The sequence below is a fragment of the Streptomyces sp. W1SF4 genome, from assembly GCF_003950035.1.
Lineage (GTDB): Bacteria > Actinomycetota > Actinomycetes > Streptomycetales > Streptomycetaceae > Streptomyces > Streptomyces racemochromogenes.
On record NZ_CP034350.1, the window covers coordinates 2,457,238 to 2,475,587 of the forward strand.

18 protein-coding genes are annotated in these 18,350 nt (G+C 73.6%); 13 read left to right on the plus strand and 5 right to left on the minus strand.

The genetic code is table 11. From position 1 onward, the window contains the following. Window positions 1–51 precede the first annotated feature (51 nt). The 3 genes from D1J60_RS11470 to D1J60_RS11480 all read left to right on the plus strand — a co-directional run bounded on the left by D1J60_RS11470 (window position 52) and on the right by D1J60_RS11480 (window position 3,153). A complete protein-coding gene (locus D1J60_RS11470) occupies window positions 52–714 on the plus strand; it encodes a TetR family transcriptional regulator (protein ID WP_125821034.1) in 663 nt (220 codons plus the stop codon). A gap of 319 nt (window positions 715–1,033) precedes the next feature. After that, entirely contained in the window at window positions 1,034–2,203 is a 1,170-nt protein-coding gene (locus D1J60_RS11475; RefSeq protein WP_125823974.1) for an alpha/beta hydrolase, read from the plus strand. Window positions 2,204–2,289: 86 nt separating this feature from the next. Continuing rightward, on the plus strand, window positions 2,290–3,153 hold the full coding sequence (locus tag D1J60_RS11480) for a DUF4429 domain-containing protein (RefSeq protein WP_206436512.1): 864 nt from the start codon (window positions 2,290–2,292) through the stop codon (window positions 3,151–3,153). Window positions 3,154–3,324: 171 nt separating this feature from the next. Here the strand turns inward: D1J60_RS11480 and D1J60_RS11485 are convergent, their stop codons facing one another. Then, on the minus strand, window positions 3,325–4,350 hold the full coding sequence (locus tag D1J60_RS11485) for an aldo/keto reductase (RefSeq protein ID WP_125821036.1): 1,026 nt from the start codon (window positions 4,348–4,350) through the stop codon (window positions 3,325–3,327). Between the two features lie 23 nt (window positions 4,351–4,373). Next, window positions 4,374–4,814 (minus strand): MerR family transcriptional regulator, encoded by a 441-nt coding sequence (locus tag D1J60_RS11490; protein ID WP_125821037.1) that lies wholly within the window; start codon window positions 4,812–4,814, stop codon window positions 4,374–4,376. Window positions 4,815–4,868: 54 nt separating this feature from the next. Here D1J60_RS11490 and D1J60_RS11495 point away from each other — a divergent pair, with 54 nt between their 5' ends. Next, window positions 4,869–5,687, plus strand: a complete 819-nt coding sequence (locus tag D1J60_RS11495) for a serine hydrolase domain-containing protein (protein ID WP_125823975.1) — start codon at window positions 4,869–4,871, stop codon at window positions 5,685–5,687. A 12-nt stretch (window positions 5,688–5,699) separates the two neighbouring features. Here the strand turns inward: D1J60_RS11495 and D1J60_RS11500 are convergent, their stop codons facing one another. Then, the gene (locus D1J60_RS11500) at window positions 5,700–6,359 is read right to left on the minus strand and encodes a pirin family protein (protein ID WP_125821038.1); all 660 of its coding nucleotides are present in this window, start codon (window positions 6,357–6,359) and stop codon (window positions 5,700–5,702) included. 81 nt (window positions 6,360–6,440) lie between these two features. On the opposite strand from D1J60_RS11500, the gene D1J60_RS11505 reads away from it, so the two are divergent. The 5 genes from D1J60_RS11505 (at window position 6,441) to fabF (ending at window position 11,334) form a co-directional block, all read left to right on the plus strand. Beyond that, window positions 6,441–7,652, plus strand: coding sequence for a helix-turn-helix domain-containing protein (locus tag D1J60_RS11505; RefSeq protein WP_125595165.1), 1,212 nt, complete (start codon window positions 6,441–6,443; stop codon window positions 7,650–7,652). Between the two features lie 89 nt (window positions 7,653–7,741). After that, complete coding sequence (locus D1J60_RS11510; protein ID WP_125821039.1) at window positions 7,742–8,659, plus strand: ACP S-malonyltransferase; 918 nt, start codon at window positions 7,742–7,744, stop codon at window positions 8,657–8,659. Window positions 8,660–8,678: 19 nt separating this feature from the next. Next, on the plus strand, window positions 8,679–9,683 hold the full coding sequence (locus tag D1J60_RS11515) for a ketoacyl-ACP synthase III (RefSeq protein WP_125821040.1): 1,005 nt from the start codon (window positions 8,679–8,681) through the stop codon (window positions 9,681–9,683). A gap of 54 nt (window positions 9,684–9,737) precedes the next feature. Continuing rightward, entirely contained in the window at window positions 9,738–9,989 is a 252-nt protein-coding gene (locus D1J60_RS11520; RefSeq protein WP_125595168.1) for an acyl carrier protein, read from the plus strand. A 79-nt stretch (window positions 9,990–10,068) separates the two neighbouring features. Then, window positions 10,069–11,334 (plus strand): beta-ketoacyl-ACP synthase II, encoded by a 1,266-nt coding sequence (fabF, locus tag D1J60_RS11525; protein ID WP_125595169.1) that lies wholly within the window; start codon window positions 10,069–10,071, stop codon window positions 11,332–11,334. A gap of 67 nt (window positions 11,335–11,401) precedes the next feature. Here the strand turns inward: fabF and D1J60_RS11530 are convergent, their stop codons facing one another. After that, window positions 11,402–11,896 (minus strand): DUF3145 domain-containing protein, encoded by a 495-nt coding sequence (locus D1J60_RS11530; RefSeq protein WP_007263912.1) that lies wholly within the window; start codon window positions 11,894–11,896, stop codon window positions 11,402–11,404. A 248-nt stretch (window positions 11,897–12,144) separates the two neighbouring features. On the opposite strand from D1J60_RS11530, the gene D1J60_RS11535 reads away from it, so the two are divergent. Then, window positions 12,145–13,035 carry an SGNH/GDSL hydrolase family protein gene (locus D1J60_RS11535; protein ID WP_125821041.1) on the plus strand — a complete coding sequence of 297 codons (891 nt, stop codon included), beginning with the start codon at window positions 12,145–12,147 and terminating at the stop codon, window positions 13,033–13,035. A 100-nt stretch (window positions 13,036–13,135) separates the two neighbouring features. Here D1J60_RS11535 and D1J60_RS11540 read toward each other — a convergent pair whose 3' ends face one another. Continuing rightward, window positions 13,136–15,601, minus strand: coding sequence for a glycoside hydrolase family 3 C-terminal domain-containing protein (locus tag D1J60_RS11540; protein WP_125821042.1), 2,466 nt, complete (start codon window positions 15,599–15,601; stop codon window positions 13,136–13,138). Between the two features lie 153 nt (window positions 15,602–15,754). Here D1J60_RS11540 and D1J60_RS11545 point away from each other — a divergent pair, with 153 nt between their 5' ends. The 3 genes from D1J60_RS11545 to D1J60_RS11555 are packed head-to-tail and all read left to right on the plus strand — an operon-like array spanning window position 15,755 to window position 18,293. Then, window positions 15,755–16,330 (plus strand): TetR/AcrR family transcriptional regulator, encoded by a 576-nt coding sequence (locus D1J60_RS11545; protein WP_125595172.1) that lies wholly within the window; start codon window positions 15,755–15,757, stop codon window positions 16,328–16,330. Between the two features lie 54 nt (window positions 16,331–16,384). After that, window positions 16,385–17,572: a low temperature requirement protein A gene (locus D1J60_RS11550; RefSeq protein ID WP_241253228.1), complete on the plus strand. Its 1,188-nt coding sequence runs from the start codon at window positions 16,385–16,387 to the stop codon at window positions 17,570–17,572. 4 nt (window positions 17,573–17,576) lie between these two features. Then, complete coding sequence (locus tag D1J60_RS11555; RefSeq protein ID WP_125821044.1) at window positions 17,577–18,293, plus strand: carbon-nitrogen hydrolase family protein; 717 nt, start codon at window positions 17,577–17,579, stop codon at window positions 18,291–18,293. The last annotated feature ends 57 nt before the right edge of the window (window positions 18,294–18,350 follow it).

Genomic DNA, 18,350 nt, shown 5'->3' on the forward strand with positions numbered 1-18,350 from the left:
CCCTGACCGCTTACTCAGCGTCAGATCAGGATCAGAGGGGACCCCGCGGCGATGACCGACCAGCGGCCCGCGCCGGCGGCCGGACTGCGCGAGCGCAAGAAGCGCCGCACCCGGGACGCGCTGCTGCGCGCCGCCCTGATGCTCTTCGTCTCACAGGGCTACGAGCGGACCACGGTCGACGAGATCACCGACACCGTCGAGGTCTCGCAGCGCACCTTCTTCCGGTACTTCGCGAACAAGGAGGAGGTCGCCTTCGCCGTGCAGGACGTGGTCGAGTCCCACTTCCTGGCCGCCCTGCGGACCCGGCCGGCGTCCGAGGCCCCGCTGGAGGCCCTGCGCAACGCCGTGCTCGCCTCCTGGGACACGGTCGAGGAGGCCCTCTCCGACGTGGTGCCGGTCGACCTCTACATGCGCAGCTACCGGCTGATCGAGTCCACCCCCGCCCTGCTCGCCGTTCACCTGCGGCGCTCCACCGAGCTGGAGGAAGAGATCGCCCGGCTGATCGCCGCCCGGGAGGGGCTCGACCTGGACGCCGACCCGCGGCCCCGGGTGGCGGTGGCGGCGTTCAGCGGAGTGATGCGCGTCACGGGGCGGCTCTGGGGGCAGGGCGAGGACACCAGCGTGGCCGCGATCCGGCGGATGACCGTGGCCTACCTCGACCAGATCGGCCCGGCCCTGGCGCAGGACTGGCGCCGGGCGCCCCTGGCGGGCTGACCGCGGGCAGGCCGACGGGGTCCGGGGTGGCCGCGAGCCTGGCTGGGGCGGACGCGGACCGGGGGCGCGGGAGGCGCCGCGCGAGGGGTTCGAGGAGGGGTTGCGGGAGTGGTTCCGGGCACACCCGCCGGGCCCGCGCGGGCCACCGGAGCCGCAACAGAGCGTGATCGGCGGGGAGATGTGTCCCACGACCGGCCGTGAGCCCGGTCACCCGGCGCGCCGCAGCCTCCACCGGTCTCCTAGTCTGGCTCCAGTGAACCTGCCCGGCCGCCCCGCCCCCACCACCCCGGACGCTCCCGAGCGCCCCGCCGCCCTGCGCATGCTGCTCGCGCTCGGCGTCGTGTTCCTGATGCTGGCGACGACCGGCTGGACCGCCGTGCACCGACCCGACGCCGGGATCCAGGCGCGGGCCGCCGAGCTCGTCGCGTGGGCCTCGGCCCGGATCGACGGCCGGCCCGTACCGCCCGCCGACGCCCCCGTACGCACGGTCGCCCGGTTCTTCGCCGACCTCGACGGCGCCCAGCGCAGCCACCTCGTCGACGGCTACCCGCTGGTGGTCGGCAACCTCGACGGGGTCCCCGCCGAGCTGCGCTACCGGGCCAACCGCCGCTCCCTGGCGCTGGCCGCACGCCTGGAGGAGTCCCGGGGACGGGACGTCGCCCTGACCCCCGCCGACCGGAGCACCGCCGTCCGGCGCGCGCACCGCTTCGAGTCCCTCGCCGAGCCCGGCCGGCAGATCCTCGTCTTCGACCCGACCGGCGGCGGCCTCGTCGCCGAGGTCTTCGGCGACCTCTCGGCGGCCCGCCGGGTGTCGGTGGTCGTCCCCGGCGTCGACACCGACGCGCTCACCTTCGAGCGCTCCCAGCGCCGCCTCACCGCCCCCGCCGGCATGGGCCGTTCCCTCTACGAGGCGGAGCTGTCGGCCGCGCCGGCCGGCCGCACCGCCGTCATCGCCTGGGCCGGCTACACCGCCCCCACCGGCGTCGGCGTGGACGCCGCCACCGGCAGGCTCGCCGTCCAGGGCGCCGCACGGCTGGAGGCCCTGGCCGCGGCCCTGCCCGGGGACGCGAGCGTGGCCCTGTTCTGCCACAGCTACGGATCGGTGGTGTGCGGCGTGGCCGCGCACCGGCTGCCCGGCCGGGTGACCGACCTGGTGGTGGCCGGCAGCCCGGGCATGCGCACCGAGAACGTCGCCGGGCTGCACACCTCGGCCCGGGTCTGGGCGATGCGCGACGAGGGCGACTGGATCTCCGGCGTACCGCACATGGAGGTCGGCGGGCTGGGCCACGGCGCGGACCCGGTCTCCCCGGCCTTCGGCTCTCGGCTGCTGTCCTCGGAGGGCGCCAGGAGCCACACCGGCTATTTCGAGCCAGGCACGGCCTCGCTGGACAACTTCGCCAAGATCGGAACCGGCACCTTCGGTTCCGTCGCGTGCGCGAACGGGAGCGAGGACTGCCGCCTCGGAATTTCCGCCACGCACGGTGACTGACGGGGACATCCCCGCCGCGGACCCGTAGCAAGCAGAAAAACCGGGCCGGAAGACGAGGGGGACGCGCGGGGGCGCGTCCCTCTACCATGTGCCGCATGGGTGACGTACTGGCCGGAAATCATGCCGTCTGGGAGTTCGACTCGGACTCGGTGCTCATCCGCTTCGCACGGGGGATGCGAACTCCACGGCTCTGGCACGCGCTGGGCGAGCGCCGGATCCCCCTGGAAGCGTTGTCCGGGGTGGACGTGAGCGCCGCCGCCGGGGCGATGGGCCGACGGGAGACGGTGGTGCTGCGCGCCGTCCCGCGCGCGGGCGCCGATCCGCTGATGGAGGCTGCCGCCGGGCAGCTGAAGGAGGGCTGCGACCCGTACCGGCTGGTGCTGCCCGGGGACCGGGCGCCACAGGCCGCCGCCTTCGCCGACGCCGTGCGCGAGCGGCTGGCGCCCGACCGCGCCGAACCCGCCGACCGCTTCCTCGTCGAGGTGCCGCAGCCGCCGCTCCAGCTGAAGGCGTACGACGCCCGGCTGGGCTTCGACGGCTCCGCGGTCACCTTCCACTGGTCCCGTACGGGTGCCAGCAGCGCCAAGTGGCGGGCGGGCGACCAGCGTTTCGCGCTGGCCGACCTGTCCGGCGTCGAGTGGGCCTCCCCGGACCGCCCGGGCGGCGGGTACCTGCGGCTGCGGCCCCGGGACACCGCCGCGGACCCCGCCCCGCCGGACCACGACCTCGCGGCCGCGGTCTTCGGCACGGGGTACGGGGCGGTGCACGAGTCGCTGCCGTTCGCGGCAGCCGTGCTCGCCGCGCTGCGCGGACGGGCGCCGGTGGCCGCGGTCCCGCGCGCACGGGCGTCCGACGACCGCCTGACGCACCTGAGCGAACTGCACAGCACGGGCCTGCTGACGGACGCCGAGTACGCGACCCTCCGCGCCAGCTTCACCGCCGGCGCCTAGGCCGTGTCTTTCGGATCTTGCCGGTTAAGCCCGCGTTGTCCGGTGCCGTGCCTCGGCGCGTTGGCGGGGCGCCCTTGTACTGGACGTACTCGGGTGCTCCGCCAACGCGGCGAGGTGCGGTGCCGGGCGGCGCGGGTCAGGCAAGATCCGGAAGACACGGCCTAGCACGGCCTACGCCTCGCGGGAGTCCGAGGTGTAGGTCATGTCCGGGTAGCGGGCGCCCGCCACCTGCCCGGCGAGCGGCTCCAGCAGGGCCAGTTCCGCGTCGGTCAGCGTGATCCGGGTGGCGGCGGTGTTCTCCAGCAGCCGGCCCGGCTTGCGCGTGCCGGGGATCGGGACGACCGTCAGCCCGTGCACCACCGCCCGCTGCTGCACCCAGGCCAGCGCCACCTGCGCCGGCGTGGCCCCGTGCGCGGCCGCGATCTCCCGGACCGGGGCCAGCAGGGCCGCGTTGGCCCGGGCGTTCTCGCCCGAGTACCGGGGCTGGTGCCGCCGGAAGTCGTCGGCCGGCAGCTCCGCCGCCGCGTCCGCGAACGCGCCCGTCAGGAAGCCCCGCCCGAGCGGGGAGTACGGCACCAGGGCCACGCCCAGTTCCGCCGCCGCGCCGACCACGCTGCGCTCCACGCCCCGGCTGAACAGCGACCACTCCGACTGGACCGCCGCGACGGGGTGCACGGCGTGCGCCTCGCGCAGCTCGGGCCCGGTGACCTCGCTGAGGCCCAGGTGGCGCACCTTCCCCTCGCGCACCAGCTCGGCCATGGTGCCCACCGACTCGGCGAGCGGCACCCGCGGGTCGCGGCGGTGCATGTAGTACAGGTCGATCACGTCGACGCCGAGCCGCCGCAGGCTGTCCTCGACCGCCCGGCGGACGTACGCCCGGTCGTTGCGGACGCCCCGGTACGCCGGGTCGTCGTTGCGCTCGATGCCGAACTTCGTGGCGAGGGTGATCTCGTCCCGGTGGGCGGCCACGAAGGGCGCCAGGAACTCCTCGTTCGCGCCCCGCCCGTAGACGTCGGCGGTGTCGAAGAGGGTGACCCCGGCGGCCAGCGCCGCGTCCAGGGTCTCGCGGGCGGCCGTCTCGTCGGTCTCCCCGTAGAACTCGCTCATGCCCATGCAGCCGAGGCCCTGGACGCCGACCACCGGTCCGCCCTTGCCCAGTTCGGCCCGCTCGATGGGGGTGGTGCCGTGCTCCGTCATGTCCGTGCCTTCCCCGCGACCGTTCAGGCGCTCGTCGCCCGTGTACCCGTCGCCCGTGTGCTCGTCGTCTGTGCGCTCGTCGTGCTGATCGTGTTCATCGCATACATGTTGATCTTGAAGTCCAGGACGCCGAGCGCGTCCGTCAGCTCCGCGAGCCGCGCCCGTACCTCGCGGCGCGTGCGCTCCAGCAGCTCACGGCGCTCGTCGACGGTGTGGTCCCCCTCGCGGACCAGCTCGGCGTAGCGGACCATGTCCGCCACCGACATCCCCGTCGCGCGCAGCTTGCCCACGAAGGACAGCCAGCCCAGATCCTTGTCGGTGAACCTTCGCTGCCCCGAATGGGAGCGGTCCACGTGCGGCATCAGGCCGATCCGCTCGTACCAGCGCAGCGTGTGCTGGGTCAGACCGGTCCGCGCCTCGACCTCGCTGATCGTGTACCGCGTCTCCGTCAGGTCCATGCCCATACGCTAGAACCCTGGAGTGCACTCCAAGCAAGTAGGCTCGGCCGCATGGAGACCATGCACAGCCTGCGGACCATCGAGACGTGGCCGGTACCCGCCGCCGCGGCGGCCGTCGTACGCGCCGACGGGAGCATCGCCGGCTCCCACGGGGACACGGCCCGCCGCTTCCCGCTCGCCTCGGTCACCAAGCCGCTCGCCGCGTACGCCGTCCTCGTCGCGTACGAGGAGGGTGCGCTCGAACTGGACGAGCCGGCCGGCCCCGAGGGGTCGACGGTCCGTCACCTCCTCGCCCACACCAGCGGCCTGGCCTTCGACGAGCACCGCGCCACGGCCCCGCCCGGGCAGCGCCGGCTCTACTCCAACGCCGGTTTCGAGGTGCTCGGCGACCACCTCGCCAAGGCCACCGGGATCCCCTTCGCGGAGTACCTGCACCAGGCCGTCTTCGAGCCGCTGGGCATGACCTCCTCCAGCCTGGAGGGCTCCCCCGCCAAGGACGGCGTCTCCACCGTCGCCGACCTCGTGCGCTTCGCCGCCGAGCTCCAGGCGCCCCGGCTGCTCGACGTGCGCACCGTCGCCGAGGCCACCTCCGTGGTCCACCCGGGCCTCAAGGGCGTCCTGCCCGGCTACGGGCACCAGTCGCCCAACGACTGGGGCCTCGGCCTGGAGATCCGTGACGGCAAGTCCCCGCACTGGACGGGCCTGACCTCCTCCCCGCGCACCTTCGGCCACTTCGGCCAGTCAGGCACGTTCCTGTGGGTGGACCCCGACGTCCGCGCCGCCTGCGTGGCCCTGACCGACCGCGCCTTCGGGCCCTGGGCCGTCGAGGCCTGGACGCCCTTCACCGACGCGGTCCTCGCGGAACTGCGCGCCGGCTAGGCCGCCGGGCCGCTACGCCGGAAGCTCCCAGATCAGCAGCTCCCCCGGGGACCCCGCGGTGATCTCCAGGCCCTTCTCGCCGGTGATCCGCGCCGAGTCCCCGGGGCCCAGCTCCTGCCCGTCGATCCGCAGGTCCCCGCGCACCACGTGCAGGTAGACCCGCTCGCCCTCCGGTACGGGGACCCGCTCGCCCGCGCCCGGCCGCCGCACGTGCAGCACCGCGCCCGCCCCCGGGACCTCGTACGGGGTGCCGTCCGGGAGGTCCCGCACGACCTCGTACGACGGCTCCCCGCCCGCCGTCAGCGGCGCGAGCCAGGTCTGCACGAACCGCAGGGGAACCCCGCCGTCGTTGCGCTCGACGTGCCGCGCCCCGGATCCGGCACCGAGCCGCTGCACGTCCCCGGGCCGGACGGCGGCGGTGTGCCCGCCGGTGCTGTCCTCGTGGGTGAGCTCTCCCTCCACCACCCAGGTGACGATCTCGGTGTGGCTGTGCGGGTGCTCGTCGAAGCCCGCGCCGGGCGCGAGGCTCTCCTCGTTGCAGGCCAGCACCGGACCGAAGCGGATGTTGTCGGGGTCGTAGAAGGACCCGAAGGAGAAGGCGTGGCGGGTGGTGATCCCGGCGTCCGGATCCCCGCCGGCGTACCGGTCGGCGGCGCGGCGTACATCGATCATGTGGGCCACCGTAGCCGCCGCCCGGGGCCCTCGGCGCGGACCCGAGTCCGAGCCGGGCCGCCGATAAGGCAGTCTTGTCCCGTGCCCCAACCCGAACGTGAGCAGTCCCCCGAGGTGCGTCCCGCGCATCCGGTCCACCCGCACGCCGCGACGCTGCGCCGGCTGGAGAAGTCCTCCGGCCGGCTCGCCGCCAACGCCATCGCGCGGATGGACGAGAACCTGCCCTGGTACCGGGCGATGCCACCGGAGAACCGGTCGTGGATCGGTCTGGTGGCGCAGGCCGGCATCGCGGCCTTCACGGAGTGGTTCCGGCACCCGGAGACCCCGCAGGCCATTTCCACCGACGTCTTCGGAACGGCTCCGCGCGAGCTGACCCGGGCGATCACGCTGCGCCAGACCGTCGAGATGGTGCGTACGACGATCGAGGTCATGGAGGCCGCGATCGACGAGGTGGCCGCCCCCGGAGACGAGTCGATCCTGCGCGAGGCGCTGCTGGTGTACGCCCGGGAGATCGCCTTCGCGACCGCCCAGGTGTACGCGCAGGCCGCCGAGGCGCGCGGCGCGTGGGACGCCCGGCTGGAGTCCCTGGTCGTGAACGCCGTGCTGTCGGGCGAGGCCGACGAGGGCGCGCTGTCGCGGGCGGCGGCGCTCGGCTGGAACTCCCCGGAGCACGTGTGCGTGGTCCTCGGCACCGCTCCGGAGGGGGACAGCGAGCTGACGGTGGAGGCGATCCGCCGGGCGGCCCGCCACCACAAGCTCCAGGTGCTGACCGGGGTGCTCGGCGACCGCCTGGTGGTGATCGCGGGCGGCAGCGACAACCCGATGCAGGTGGCCAAGTCCCTGATCGGGCCGTTCGCCGCCGGTCCGGTGGTGGCGGGGCCGGTGGTCCCCGACCTGCTGAACGCCACGAAGTCGGCGCAGGCCGCGGCCGCCGGGCTGAAGGCCTGCACGGCCTGGCAGGACGCGCCCCGCCCGGTGCTGGCGGACGATCTCCTGCCGGAGCGCGCCATCGCCTCGGATCCCTCGGCCAGGGAGCAGCTGGTGGAGGAGATCTACAGACCTCTGGAGGAGGCGGGCTCGGCGCTGCTGGAGACGCTGAGCGTCTACCTGGAGCAGGCCAGCAGCCTGGAGGGGGCGGCGCGGATGCTGTTCGTGCACCCCAACACGGTGCGCTACCGGCTCCGACGTGTGACCGACGTCACCGGCTGGTCGCCGTCCGATGTCCGTTCGGCGTTCACGCTGCGGATCGCCCTGATCCTCGGGCGTCTGGCCGACGGCGATCAGCAGCCCTAGACTTTTGTCGGACATCAACAATTAGCCCGACGGTTCTTCGTCCCTGTCCCCACGGGCGGCGGAGACCATCAACAAGAGAGAGTGTGAGGGTGCTCGTACTCGTCGCTCCCGGCCAAGGCGCTCAGACGCCCGGCTTCCTGACTCCCTGGCTCGAACTCCCCGGCGCCGCCGACCGCGTCGCGGGCTGGTCCGACGCCATCGGGCTCGACCTCGCCCACTACGGCACGAACGCCGACGCGGACGAGATCCGCGACACGGCGGTGGCCCAGCCGCTGCTGGTCGCGGCCGGCCTGCTGTCCGCTTCCGCGCTCGGTTCGCCGACGGCCTTCGGTGCCGTCGCGGGCCACAGCGTGGGTGAGATCACCGCCGCCGCCGTCGCAGGTGTGCTGAGCGAGGGCGACGCGCTGTCCTTCGTCCGCACCCGCGGTCTGGGCATGGCCGAGGCCGCCGCCGTCACCGAGACGGGCATGGCCGCGGTGCTGGGCGGCGACCAGGACGTGGTCGTCGCGCACCTGGAGAAGCTCGGCCTGACCCCGGCCAACATCAACGGCGCGGGCCAGATCGTGGCCGCCGGCACCGCGGAGCAGATCGAGGCGCTGGTCGCCGAGAAGCCCGAGGGCTCGATGAAGGTCGTGCCGCTCAAGGTCGCGGGCGCGTTCCACACGCACCACATGGCCCCGGCGGTCGCCACGCTGGAGAAGGCCGCCGAGGCCCTCGCTCCGGCGGACCCGGCGCTGACGTACGTTTCGAACAAGGACGGCCTCGTCGTCGCCTCGGGTGCCGACGTCGTCGCCCGCCTGGTCGGCCAGGTCGCGAACCCGGTCCGCTGGGACCTGTGCATGGAGAAGTTCGCCGAGCTGGGCGTCACCGGGATCATCGAGCTGTCCCCGGGCGGCACCCTGACGGGTCTGGCGAAGCGCGCGCTGAAGGGCGTGCCCAGCGTGGCCCTGAAGACGCCGGACGATCTCGACAAGGCCAAGGCGCTCATCGCCGAGCAGACGGCCTGAGAGAAGGAGCCCACACAGCATGTCCAAGATCAAGCCGGCCAAGGGCTCCCCGTACGCCCGCATCCTCGGTGTCGGCGGCTACCGCCCGACCCGGGTGGTGCCCAACGAGGTCATCCTCGAGACGATCGACTCCTCCGACGAGTGGATCCGCTCCCGTTCGGGCATCGCGTCCCGGCACTGGGCCTCGCCCCAGGAGACGGTCGCGGCGATGTCGGTGGAGGCCTCCGGCAAGGCGCTCGCCGACGCCGGCGTGTCCCCCGAGCAGATCGGTGCGGTGATCGTCTCGACGGTCTCGCACTTCAAGCAGACCCCGGCGGTCGCGACGGAGATCGCGCACCGGATCGGCGCGGGCAAGCCCGCCGCGTTCGACATCTCGGCGGGCTGTGCCGGCTTCGGCTACGGCCTGACGCTCGCCAAGGGCCTGGTGGTGGAAGGTTCCGCCCAGTACGTGCTCGTCATCGGTGTCGAGCGGCTCTCGGACCTGACCGACCTGGAGGACCGCGCGACGGCCTTCCTGTTCGGCGACGGTGCCGGCGCCGTGGTCGTCGGCCCCTCGGACGAGCCGGCCATCGGCCCCACGGTGTGGGGTTCGGAGGGCGACAAGTCCGAGACCATCAAGCAGACCGTGCCGTGGGACGAGTTCCGCAGCACGGACACCGCCCAGAAGTTCCCGGCCATCACGCAGGAGGGTCAGGCGGTCTTCCGCTGGGCCGTCTTCGAGATGGCCAAGGTGGCCCAGCAGGCGCTCGACGCCGCCGGGATCACCCCGGACGACCTGGACGTCTTCATCCCGCACCAGGCCAACATGCGGATCATCGACTCGATGGTGAAGACTCTCAAGCTGCCGGAGCACGTCACGGTCGCCCGTGACGTCGAAACCACCGGCAACACGTCGGCCGCCTCGATTCCGCTCGCCATGGAGCGGCTCCTGGCGACCGGAGCGGCGAAGAGCGGCGACACCGCGCTCGTCATCGGCTTCGGGGCGGGGCTCGTCTACGCCGCGACGGTCGTTACCCTCCCCTAGGGCCGGGATCACTTCCCACCCTGATCCACCAGTTAGCTACAGAAGGAGCGCCACATGGCCGCCACGCAGGCAGAAATCGTCGAGGGTCTCGCGGAGATCGTCAACGAGATCGCGGGCATCCCGGTCGAGGACGTCGAGACCGACAAGTCCTTCACCGACGACCTGGACGTCGACTCGCTGTCCATGGTCGAGGTCGTCGTCGCCGCCGAAGAGCGCTTCGACGTCAAGATCCCCGACGAGGACGTCAAGAACCTCAAGACGGTCGGCGACGCCGCCGACTACATCCTGAAGCACCAGGCTGCCTGAGCCTGACGAGCGTTTGTCGCCACCCGGCGGTGGCGCCGTGACAATTCAGCACCCCCTTAGACGTGGAGAAAGAATTCCTGTGAGCCCGACCAATCGCACCGTGGTCGTCACCGGTATCGGCGCAACCACTCCGCTGGGTGGCGACAGCGCTTCGACCTGGGAAGGTCTGCTCGCCGGCCGGTCCGGCGTCTCGCCCCTGGAGGGCGAGCGCTTCGCCGAACTGCCGGTCCGCATCGCCGCCCAGGCCGCTGTGGACCCGGGTGAGGTACTCCCCCGCCCGCTGGCCCGCAAGCTCGACCGCTCGGCGCAGTTCGCCCTCATCGCGGCCCGCGAGGCCTGGGCCGACGCGGGTTACACCGCCCCGGCCGGCGAGGACGAAGCCGTCGTCCCCGAGCGCCTGGGCACCGTGATCGCCTCCGGCATCGGCGGTGTCACAACCCTGCTCGACCAGTACGACGTACTGAAGGAGAAGGGTGTGCGCCGGGTCTCCCCGCACACCGTTCCCATGCTCATGCCGAACGGCCCCTCGGCCAACGTCGGCCTCGAGGTCAACGCCCGCGCCGGTGTGCACACCCCGGTCAGCGCGTGCGCTTCGGGCGCCGAGGCCATCGGCTACGCCGTCGAGATGATCCGTACCGGGCGTGCCGACGTGGTCGTCGCCGGCGGTACCGAGGCGGCGATCCACCCGCTGCCGATCGCGGCGTTCGCCAACATGATGGCGATGTCCAAGAACAACGAGAGCCCCACCACGGCCTCCCGCCCGTACGACAAGGGCCGCGACGGCTTCGTCCTCGGCGAGGGTGCCGGCGTCGTGGTGCTGGAGTCCGCCGAGCACGCGGCCAAGCGCGGCGCCCGCGTCTACTGCGAGGTGCTGGGCCAGGGCCTGTCCGCGGACAGCCACCACATCGCGCAGCCGGAGCCGACGGGCCGCGGTGTCGCCGCCGCCCTGCAGAACCTGCTCGACAACACGCAGCTGGACCCGTCCGAGCTGGTCCACGTCAACGCGCACGCCACGTCCACCCCGCAGGGTGACACGGCCGAGGTGAAGGCCCTGCGCAAGGTCCTGGGCGACGACCTCGACCACATCGCGATCTCCGCGACCAAGTCGATGACCGGTCACCTGCTGGGCGGCGCGGGCGGCATCGAGACCGTCGCGACCGTGCTGGCGCTGTACCACCGGATCGCCCCGCCGACGATCAACGTCGACGAGCTGGACGACGACATCGACGCGGACATCGTGCTCGGCGAGCCGCGCAAGCTGCCCGTCGACGGCCCGATCTCCGCGATCAACAACTCCTTCGGCTTCGGCGGCCACAACGTGAGCCTCGCGTTCCGCACCGTCTGATCCCGTACCACGACGAAGGCCCCGCCCGGCAGCTGCCGGGCGGGGCCTTCGTCGTGGTACGGGGCGGCTAGACGACCTGGTGGAGCCAGCGGACCGGGGCGCCCTCGCCCGCGTAGCGGAAGGGCTCCAGTTCGTCGTCCCAGGGCTTGCCGAGCAGTTTGGCGATCTCCGCTTCCAGGTCGGTCTCGCCGCGCGCGGACCGGGCCAGCGCCGCGCGCAGCCGGTCCTCGGGGATCAGGATGTCACCGTGCATGCCGGTGACGGCGTGGTAGATGCCCAGCTCCGGGGTGGAGCTGTAGCGCTCGCCCTCGGCGGTGGGACAGGGTTCGGCGGTCACCTCGAAGCGGAGCAGGTGCCAGCCGCGCAGGGCGGAGGCGAGTTTCGAGGCGGTACCCGCCTCGGCCTGCCAGGAGAACTCGGCTCTCCAGGTACCGGGGGAGGCGGGCTGCCTGATCCAGTCGAGGTTCACCCGCACCCCGAGCACGCCCGCAACGGCCCATTCCACGTGCGGGCAGAGCGCACGCGGTGCGGAATGCACGTACAGAACTCCACGTGTCGTCACCGGGACCTCCAGTGTGGGACGAGGTCGGGAATAAACTCCAGAAAACGGACAGTATGTGACGTGATGTAATGTAACGGAAATTATTTGACATTGCGCTACGGCACCTGCGGCCGAAACGCCACGGGAAAAAGCTACCGTGCGCCAGGGGTCATGGTGTGACGTACGGTCGCTCCGAGGCCCGTAAACGCAGAGCATTCACTCAGCAGGACGCCCCCGGAAGCACGGGGGCGACGAGGGAGGACCACCCGATGCGCACCACCGCCGTCCGCCGTCGCGCACGCCGGACGTCCGCGGGCCTGGCGGTGGCCCTCCTGGCCGCGACGGTCACGGGCTGTGACTCCACCGCCCCGCCGGCCGGGGGTGACCGGGGCGCGCAGGCCGCGCCCCGCTGGAACACCGCGCCCGCCTCGGTCGCCGCCGTCGGCGACTCCATCACCCGTGGTTTCGACGCCTGTTCCGTACTGGCCGACTGCCCGGAGGTCTCCTGGGCCACCGGCAGCGATCCCGCCGTGCGCTCGCTGGCCGCCCGGCTGCTGGGCGACGCCGAGGTGCCCGCGCGGAGCTGGAACTACGCGGTGACCGGCTCGCGCATGGCGGACCTCCCGGGGCAGGTGGCCACGGCCGCGCAGCACAAGCCCGGCCTGGTCACGGTCATGGTGGGCTCGAACGACGCCTGCCGGCCCACGCCTTCGTCGATGACCCCGGTGGCCGAGTTCCGCGCCGATTTCGAGCGCGCCCTGAAGGAACTGCGGGGCGCGTCGCCGCAGTCCCAGGTCTACGTGTCCTCCGTGCCGGACCTCCAGCGGCTGTGGCAGCAGGGCAAGGACGACCCGCTCGTCCGGCAGGTCTGGAAGCTGGGGATCTGTCAGTCCATGCTGGCCGAACCGCTGTCGGCCGAGGCGGGGGCCACCGCCCGCCGGGAGAAGGTGCGGGCGCGGGTGGTCGAGTACAACGAGGTGCTGCGCGAGGTGTGCGCGGCCGACGCGCTGTGCCGCTACGACGGCGGGGCCGTCTTCCAGTACCCGTTCGGGGCGGAGCAGCTGAGCCACTGGGACTGGTTCCACCCGGGCCGGGACGGGCAGGCGCGGCTCGCCGAACTCGCGCACCGACAGGTGACGGCGGCGGCGCCGCCGCGTTGACGCGCGGAGGGCCGGAGGCGCTGTCAGGGTTCGCCTCCGGCCCGGTTCACGGGTTGTTTCCGGCCAATTGCGCGCTACGGCGTGTCGTGGCGGCCCGCGGTCACAGGCCGAGGGTGGCGGTCAGCCGGGTGTCGGCGTGCGAGCGGCTCGCGCGGACTTCGTAGGTGCCGCCGATCCGGCGCCAGGCGTGCGCCTGCTCGTCCCAGATCTCGAAGGCCCGGGCGGGCAGCTCGATCTCCGCCTCGACGCTCTCGCCGGGGCCGGCCTCCACGGCCGCGAAGCCGGCCAGCCAGCTCGCCGGGCGGCCGTCGCGGTCGTCGGCGGGCGCCAGGTAGACCTGGACCACCTCGCGGCCCGGCCGGGTCCCGGTGTTGGTGAGCCGGACCCGCACCCGGTCGGGGCCCGCCTCCAGGGACTCGTACGCCCAGTCGGTGTAGCCCAGGCCGTGCCCGAACGGGTAGGCGGGCTCCACCCCCCGCGCCTCGTACGCCCGGTAGCCGATGAACAGCCCCTCGTGGTACTCCAGCCGCCCCCCGTCGGGGACGACCTCGGTGACGGGCGCGTCGGCGAGCGCGGCGGGCCAGGTGGTGGGCAGCCGCCCGCCCGGCTCCGCCCGGCCCAGGAGTACGTCGGCCAGCGCGGCCCCGCCCTCCTGCCCGGGGAACCAGGTCAGCAGCACGGCGGCGACCTCCCCGCGCCAGGGCAGCTCCACCGGGGAGCCGGCGTTGACGACGACCACGGTGTTCGGGTTGGCGGCGGCGACGGCCCGCACCAGGTCGTCCTGGCGGCCGGGCAGGGCCAGGTCCCGCCGGTCGAAGCCCTCGGACTCCACCCGCTCGGTGGTGGCGACGACCACGACGGCCGTGTCGGCGTCGCGCGCTGCCTCCACCGCCTCGGCGATCAGCTCGTCGGCGTCGCGCCGCGGCCCCAGGTGGAGCAGGGAGAACATGACCGCCCGCAGCGGCAGCGCGCTCAGGTCGGGCACCTGGTAGGTCAGCGACACCTCGACCGGCTCGCCCGCGGTGAGGAGGACCCTGGCACGTTCGCTGGGCGCCCCGAAGAAGGCCTCGAAGGGGTCGGCCTCGTCGCCCATCTCCTGGACGCCCTCCCACAGGACGCGGCCGCCGACGGCGAGGGTGAAGGCGCCCAGGCCGCGGGTGCCGAAGGCGTGCTCGCCGCTCTCCCGCGGCACGTAGGTACCGGTGACCTCGATGGAGGCCATCGTCTCGTACGAGGCCCCCTCGGGCAGGTCGTCGCCGATCCACTGCACCTGCCCGCTCGGCAGGCCGCCCTCGCCGACGACGGCCCCGGCGGCGTCACGGCAGACGGCGCGCAGTTCGAAGCCCTGCCCGGCGGGGACGAGTTCGTCGCTCGGGTCGGCGCCGACGGCGAAGGTGAGCGCGCCCTCGGGCAGCGCGGCGGTGAGCCCGTCGAGCGGGGACAGCACCCGCTCGGGGAAGACGGTCGCGGAACCGCCCCCCAGGACGCGGGCGTCGCGGGCGGCGGCGCCGATCAGGGCGACGGTGCGGCCGGGGCCGGCGTCCAGCGGGAGGGCGCCGGCTTCGTTGCGTACGAGGACGGACCCGCGGGCGGCCAGCTCGCGGGCCAGTGCCTGCCCGTCGACCGGGGCCGGCGGCCGGGGGACGGCGGCGGGGGCGCCCTCCAGGAGGCCCACGCGGGCCGCGAGCCGCAGGACGTTGCGCACGGCGGTGTCGACGGCGGACTCGGGGACCTCCCCGGCGCGGACGGCGGCGGCGAGGGCGGGACCGTAGACGGTCTGCGGGCCGGGCATGGCCACGTCGAGGCCGCCGAGGATGTCCCCGGTGGTGGAGCGTGCGGCCATCCAGTCGGAGACGTTGCAGCCGTCGAAGCCCCACTCGCCGCGCAGGACCTCGTTCACCAGGTGGTGGTGCTCGGTCATGGTCGTGCCGTTGACCCGGTTGTAGGCGGTCATGACGCCCCAGGGGCGGGCGTTCTTGACGATGGCCTCGAAGGGGGCGAGGTAGACCTCGCGCAGCGGGCGGGGGGCGATGACGCTGTCGACGGTGAAGCGTTCGGTCTCGGCGTCGTTGCCGACGAAGTGCTTGACGGTGGTGCCGACGCCGCCGTCCTGGACGCCGTTGACGTAGCCGCTGCCGATGGCGCCGGTGAGGTGGGGGTCCTCGGAGTAGCACTCGAAGTGACGGCCGCCGAGCGGGGAGCGGTGCAGGTTGACGGTGGGCGCGAGGAGGACGTGGACGCCCTTGCGGCGGGCCTCCTGGGCGAGCAGCCGGCCGGCGCGGCGGGCGAGGTCCGGGTCCCAGGAGGCGGCGAGGGCGGTCGGGGAGGGCAGGGCGATCGAGGGATCGTCGGCGGTCCAGCGCACGCCGCGGACCCCGACGGGGCCGTCGGACATGACCAGGGAGCCGAGCCCGATGCCGGGGAGGGCGGGCAGGGTCCACATGTCCTGGCCGGACAGCAGGCGGGCCTTGGTGTCGAGGTCCAGCTTGCCCAGCGCGGTTTCCACGGCGTCCTCGCGGGCCTGCTCGTCGCTGCCTTCTTGGCGTACCTGATCGGCATCGGTCACGGCCGTGCCTCCTCGTCGATGGGGTGCGGGTGCGGTGCGGTCGGGCCCCATCGTGAACCTGCTACCTGTAGAACGGTAGGGCTTGTAATCTTTTCGTGATGTCATCATGTCGTACGGCCCTGCTGGCAGGTGTGAGCGGAAGGGGTGCCGGCGATGGCCAGGGCGAAGAGCGAGGAGCGGCGCGGCGAGATCGTCCGCGCGGCGGTCGAGGTGATCGCCGAGCGCGGCTACCGGGGCGCCTCCCTGGGCTCCGTCGCCGAACGCGTCGGCCTCACCCAGCAGGGGCTGCTGCACTACTTCCCCACCAAGGAGGCCCTGCTCGTCGCCGTCCTGGAGGAACGCGACCGCTGGGACACCGGGGGCGGCTCGCGCGCCGCCGCCGGCACCTGGCGCCTGGACCTGCTGGAATCGCTGGTCGAGTACAACGCCATGCGCCCCGGCATCGTGCAGACCTTCTCGGCCCTGCTCGGCGAGAGCGTCACCGACGGGCACCCGGCCCGCGACTTCTTCACCGACCGGTACGCGCAGGTGCGCGCGGAGATGGGCGCGCTGCTGCGCGCCGAGTTCGGCGACCGGCTGCCCTCCGGCCTCACCCCGGAGCAGGCCGCTCCGCTGCTGACGGCGGTGATGGACGGCCTCCAGTACCAGTGGCTGCTCGCCCCGGAATCGGTGGACATGCCCGCCGCGTTCCGCTCGTTCATCACCCTCCTGAGGGGCCCCGGCGCATAGTCGCGCCGCCCGAGCGGGCATCCTTTCCCCGAACTTCTAGTGGGGGGACACGAGATGGAGTCACACGAGCCGACCGGACACCCGGCGGCCGGGGCGCACGAGCAGCCCGAGAAGAAGGTCGCCTGGTCGGAACTCTTCTTCGACCTGGTGCTCGTCTTCGCCGTCACCCAGGTCTCCGCCCTGCTGCACCACGACCACGGCTGGGCCGGCACCGGCCGCGCCCTGATCGTCTTCGTGCCCGTCTACTGGGTGTGGGTCGGCAACACCGTCCACGCCAACACCCACGACGCGGACCGGCCGCTGAACCGCATCGCGCTCTTCGCCGCCGGGCTGTGCGGCCTGCTGATGGCCCTCGCCCTGCCCGAGGCCTTCGGGGACCGCGGGATCCTCCTCGCCGGCGCCTACTTCTGCGCCCGCCTGGTGCTCGCCGCGCTCGCCCACGGCCGCAGCCGCCGCCTGCGGCCCACCCCCGTGACCCTGTCCGTGCTGGTCAGCGGGCCGCTCATGCTGGCCGGCGCCTTCCTCGACGGTGGGCTCCGCGTCGGACTGTGGGCCCTGGCCGCCGCCGTGGACCTGGCCGCGCCCCGCCTGACCCGCTCCAGCATGGTCCGGCTGAACCTCGACTCGGGCCACCTCGCCGAGCGGTTCGGCCTGTTCGTGATGATCGCGCTCGGCGAATCCATCGTCGCCGTCGGCGCCCCGGTGGCCACCGCCCCCGACCTCGACACGGGCACCCTGACGGCCGTCGCCCTGGCCTTCGTCCTCGTCTGCAGCCTGTGGTGGGTGTACTTCCACCTGGCCGCCGGAGCCGTCCGGCACGGGCTGGAGACCGCCGCCGTACGGGCCGACGTGGCCCGGCAGGTCCTGTCGTACGGCCACCTCTCCCTGATCGCCTCGATCATCGCGGTGGCCGTCGGCATGGCCGAGGCCGTCGCCCACCCCGGGGCCCGGCTGCCGCTCGGCGTCGCCGCCCTGCTGTACGGCGGCTGCGCCCTCTACCTCGCCACCTTCGGGTACACCCGCTGGCACCTGTTCCGCTCCTGGTCGGTGACCCGGCTGGCGGCCGCCGCGGCCGTGCTGGCCCTGCTGCCGGTGGCCGCGCTGCTGCCCTCCCTCGGGGCGCTCGCGCTGCTGACCCTCCTCGTCACCGCCCTCAACCTGGCGGAGCTGGGCCTGGTGCGCCGCCAGGGCACCCTCCCCGGGGGCCGGGCCCAGGAGACCCCGCGGGCCTTGGCATCCTGAGGCCATGAAGATCGCCGCCGCGCAGCTCACCTGCGTCCCCGCCGACGTCACCGCCAACTGCGCCGGCGCCGCCGCCCTCGCCGACCGGGCCCGCGAGCGGGGCGCGGAGCTGGTGGTGTTCCCGGAACTCACGCTCACCGGGTACCAGCTGGAGGCCCTCGCCGCCGACCCCGGCCTGTGGCTGGCCGACGCCGAGGACCCCCGCCTGGACGGGCTGCGCTCCACCGGGATCGCCGTGGCGGTCAACGCCGCCCTGCGCACCGACGGGCCGCTGCCCGCCCTCGCGACCCTGGTGTACGACGCGGACGGCGCGCACGTGACGACGTACGCGAAGCAGCACCTCTACCAGCACGAGCAGGGCGCCTTCGCCGCGGGCACCGCCGACGGCCGCTTCGAGCTCGGCGGCGTCCGCTTCTCGCTGGGGGTCTGCTTCGACAACCACTTCCCGGACCTCGCGGGCCGGGCCGCGGCCGACGGCTGCACGGTGCACCTGGCGAGCTCCCTGTACGGCACGGGCGACGGCATCGCCGAGCGGGCCACCGTGTACCCCGGGATCGCGAAGGAGCACGGCCTGTACGTGGTCCTCGCCAACCACGTCGGCCCGGCGGGCCCCTGGACGGGCTGCGGCGGCGCGGCCGTCTGGTCCCCGGACGGCACCCTCCTCGCCGAGGCCGGCGCCGACGGCCCGGACGTGGTCACGGCCGACGTCCCCGCGGCCTGAGAGCTCGGGGCCTTCCCCCTGGGAGCCGCTCGGGCCCCGGGCCGTCCCCCTCCGCGT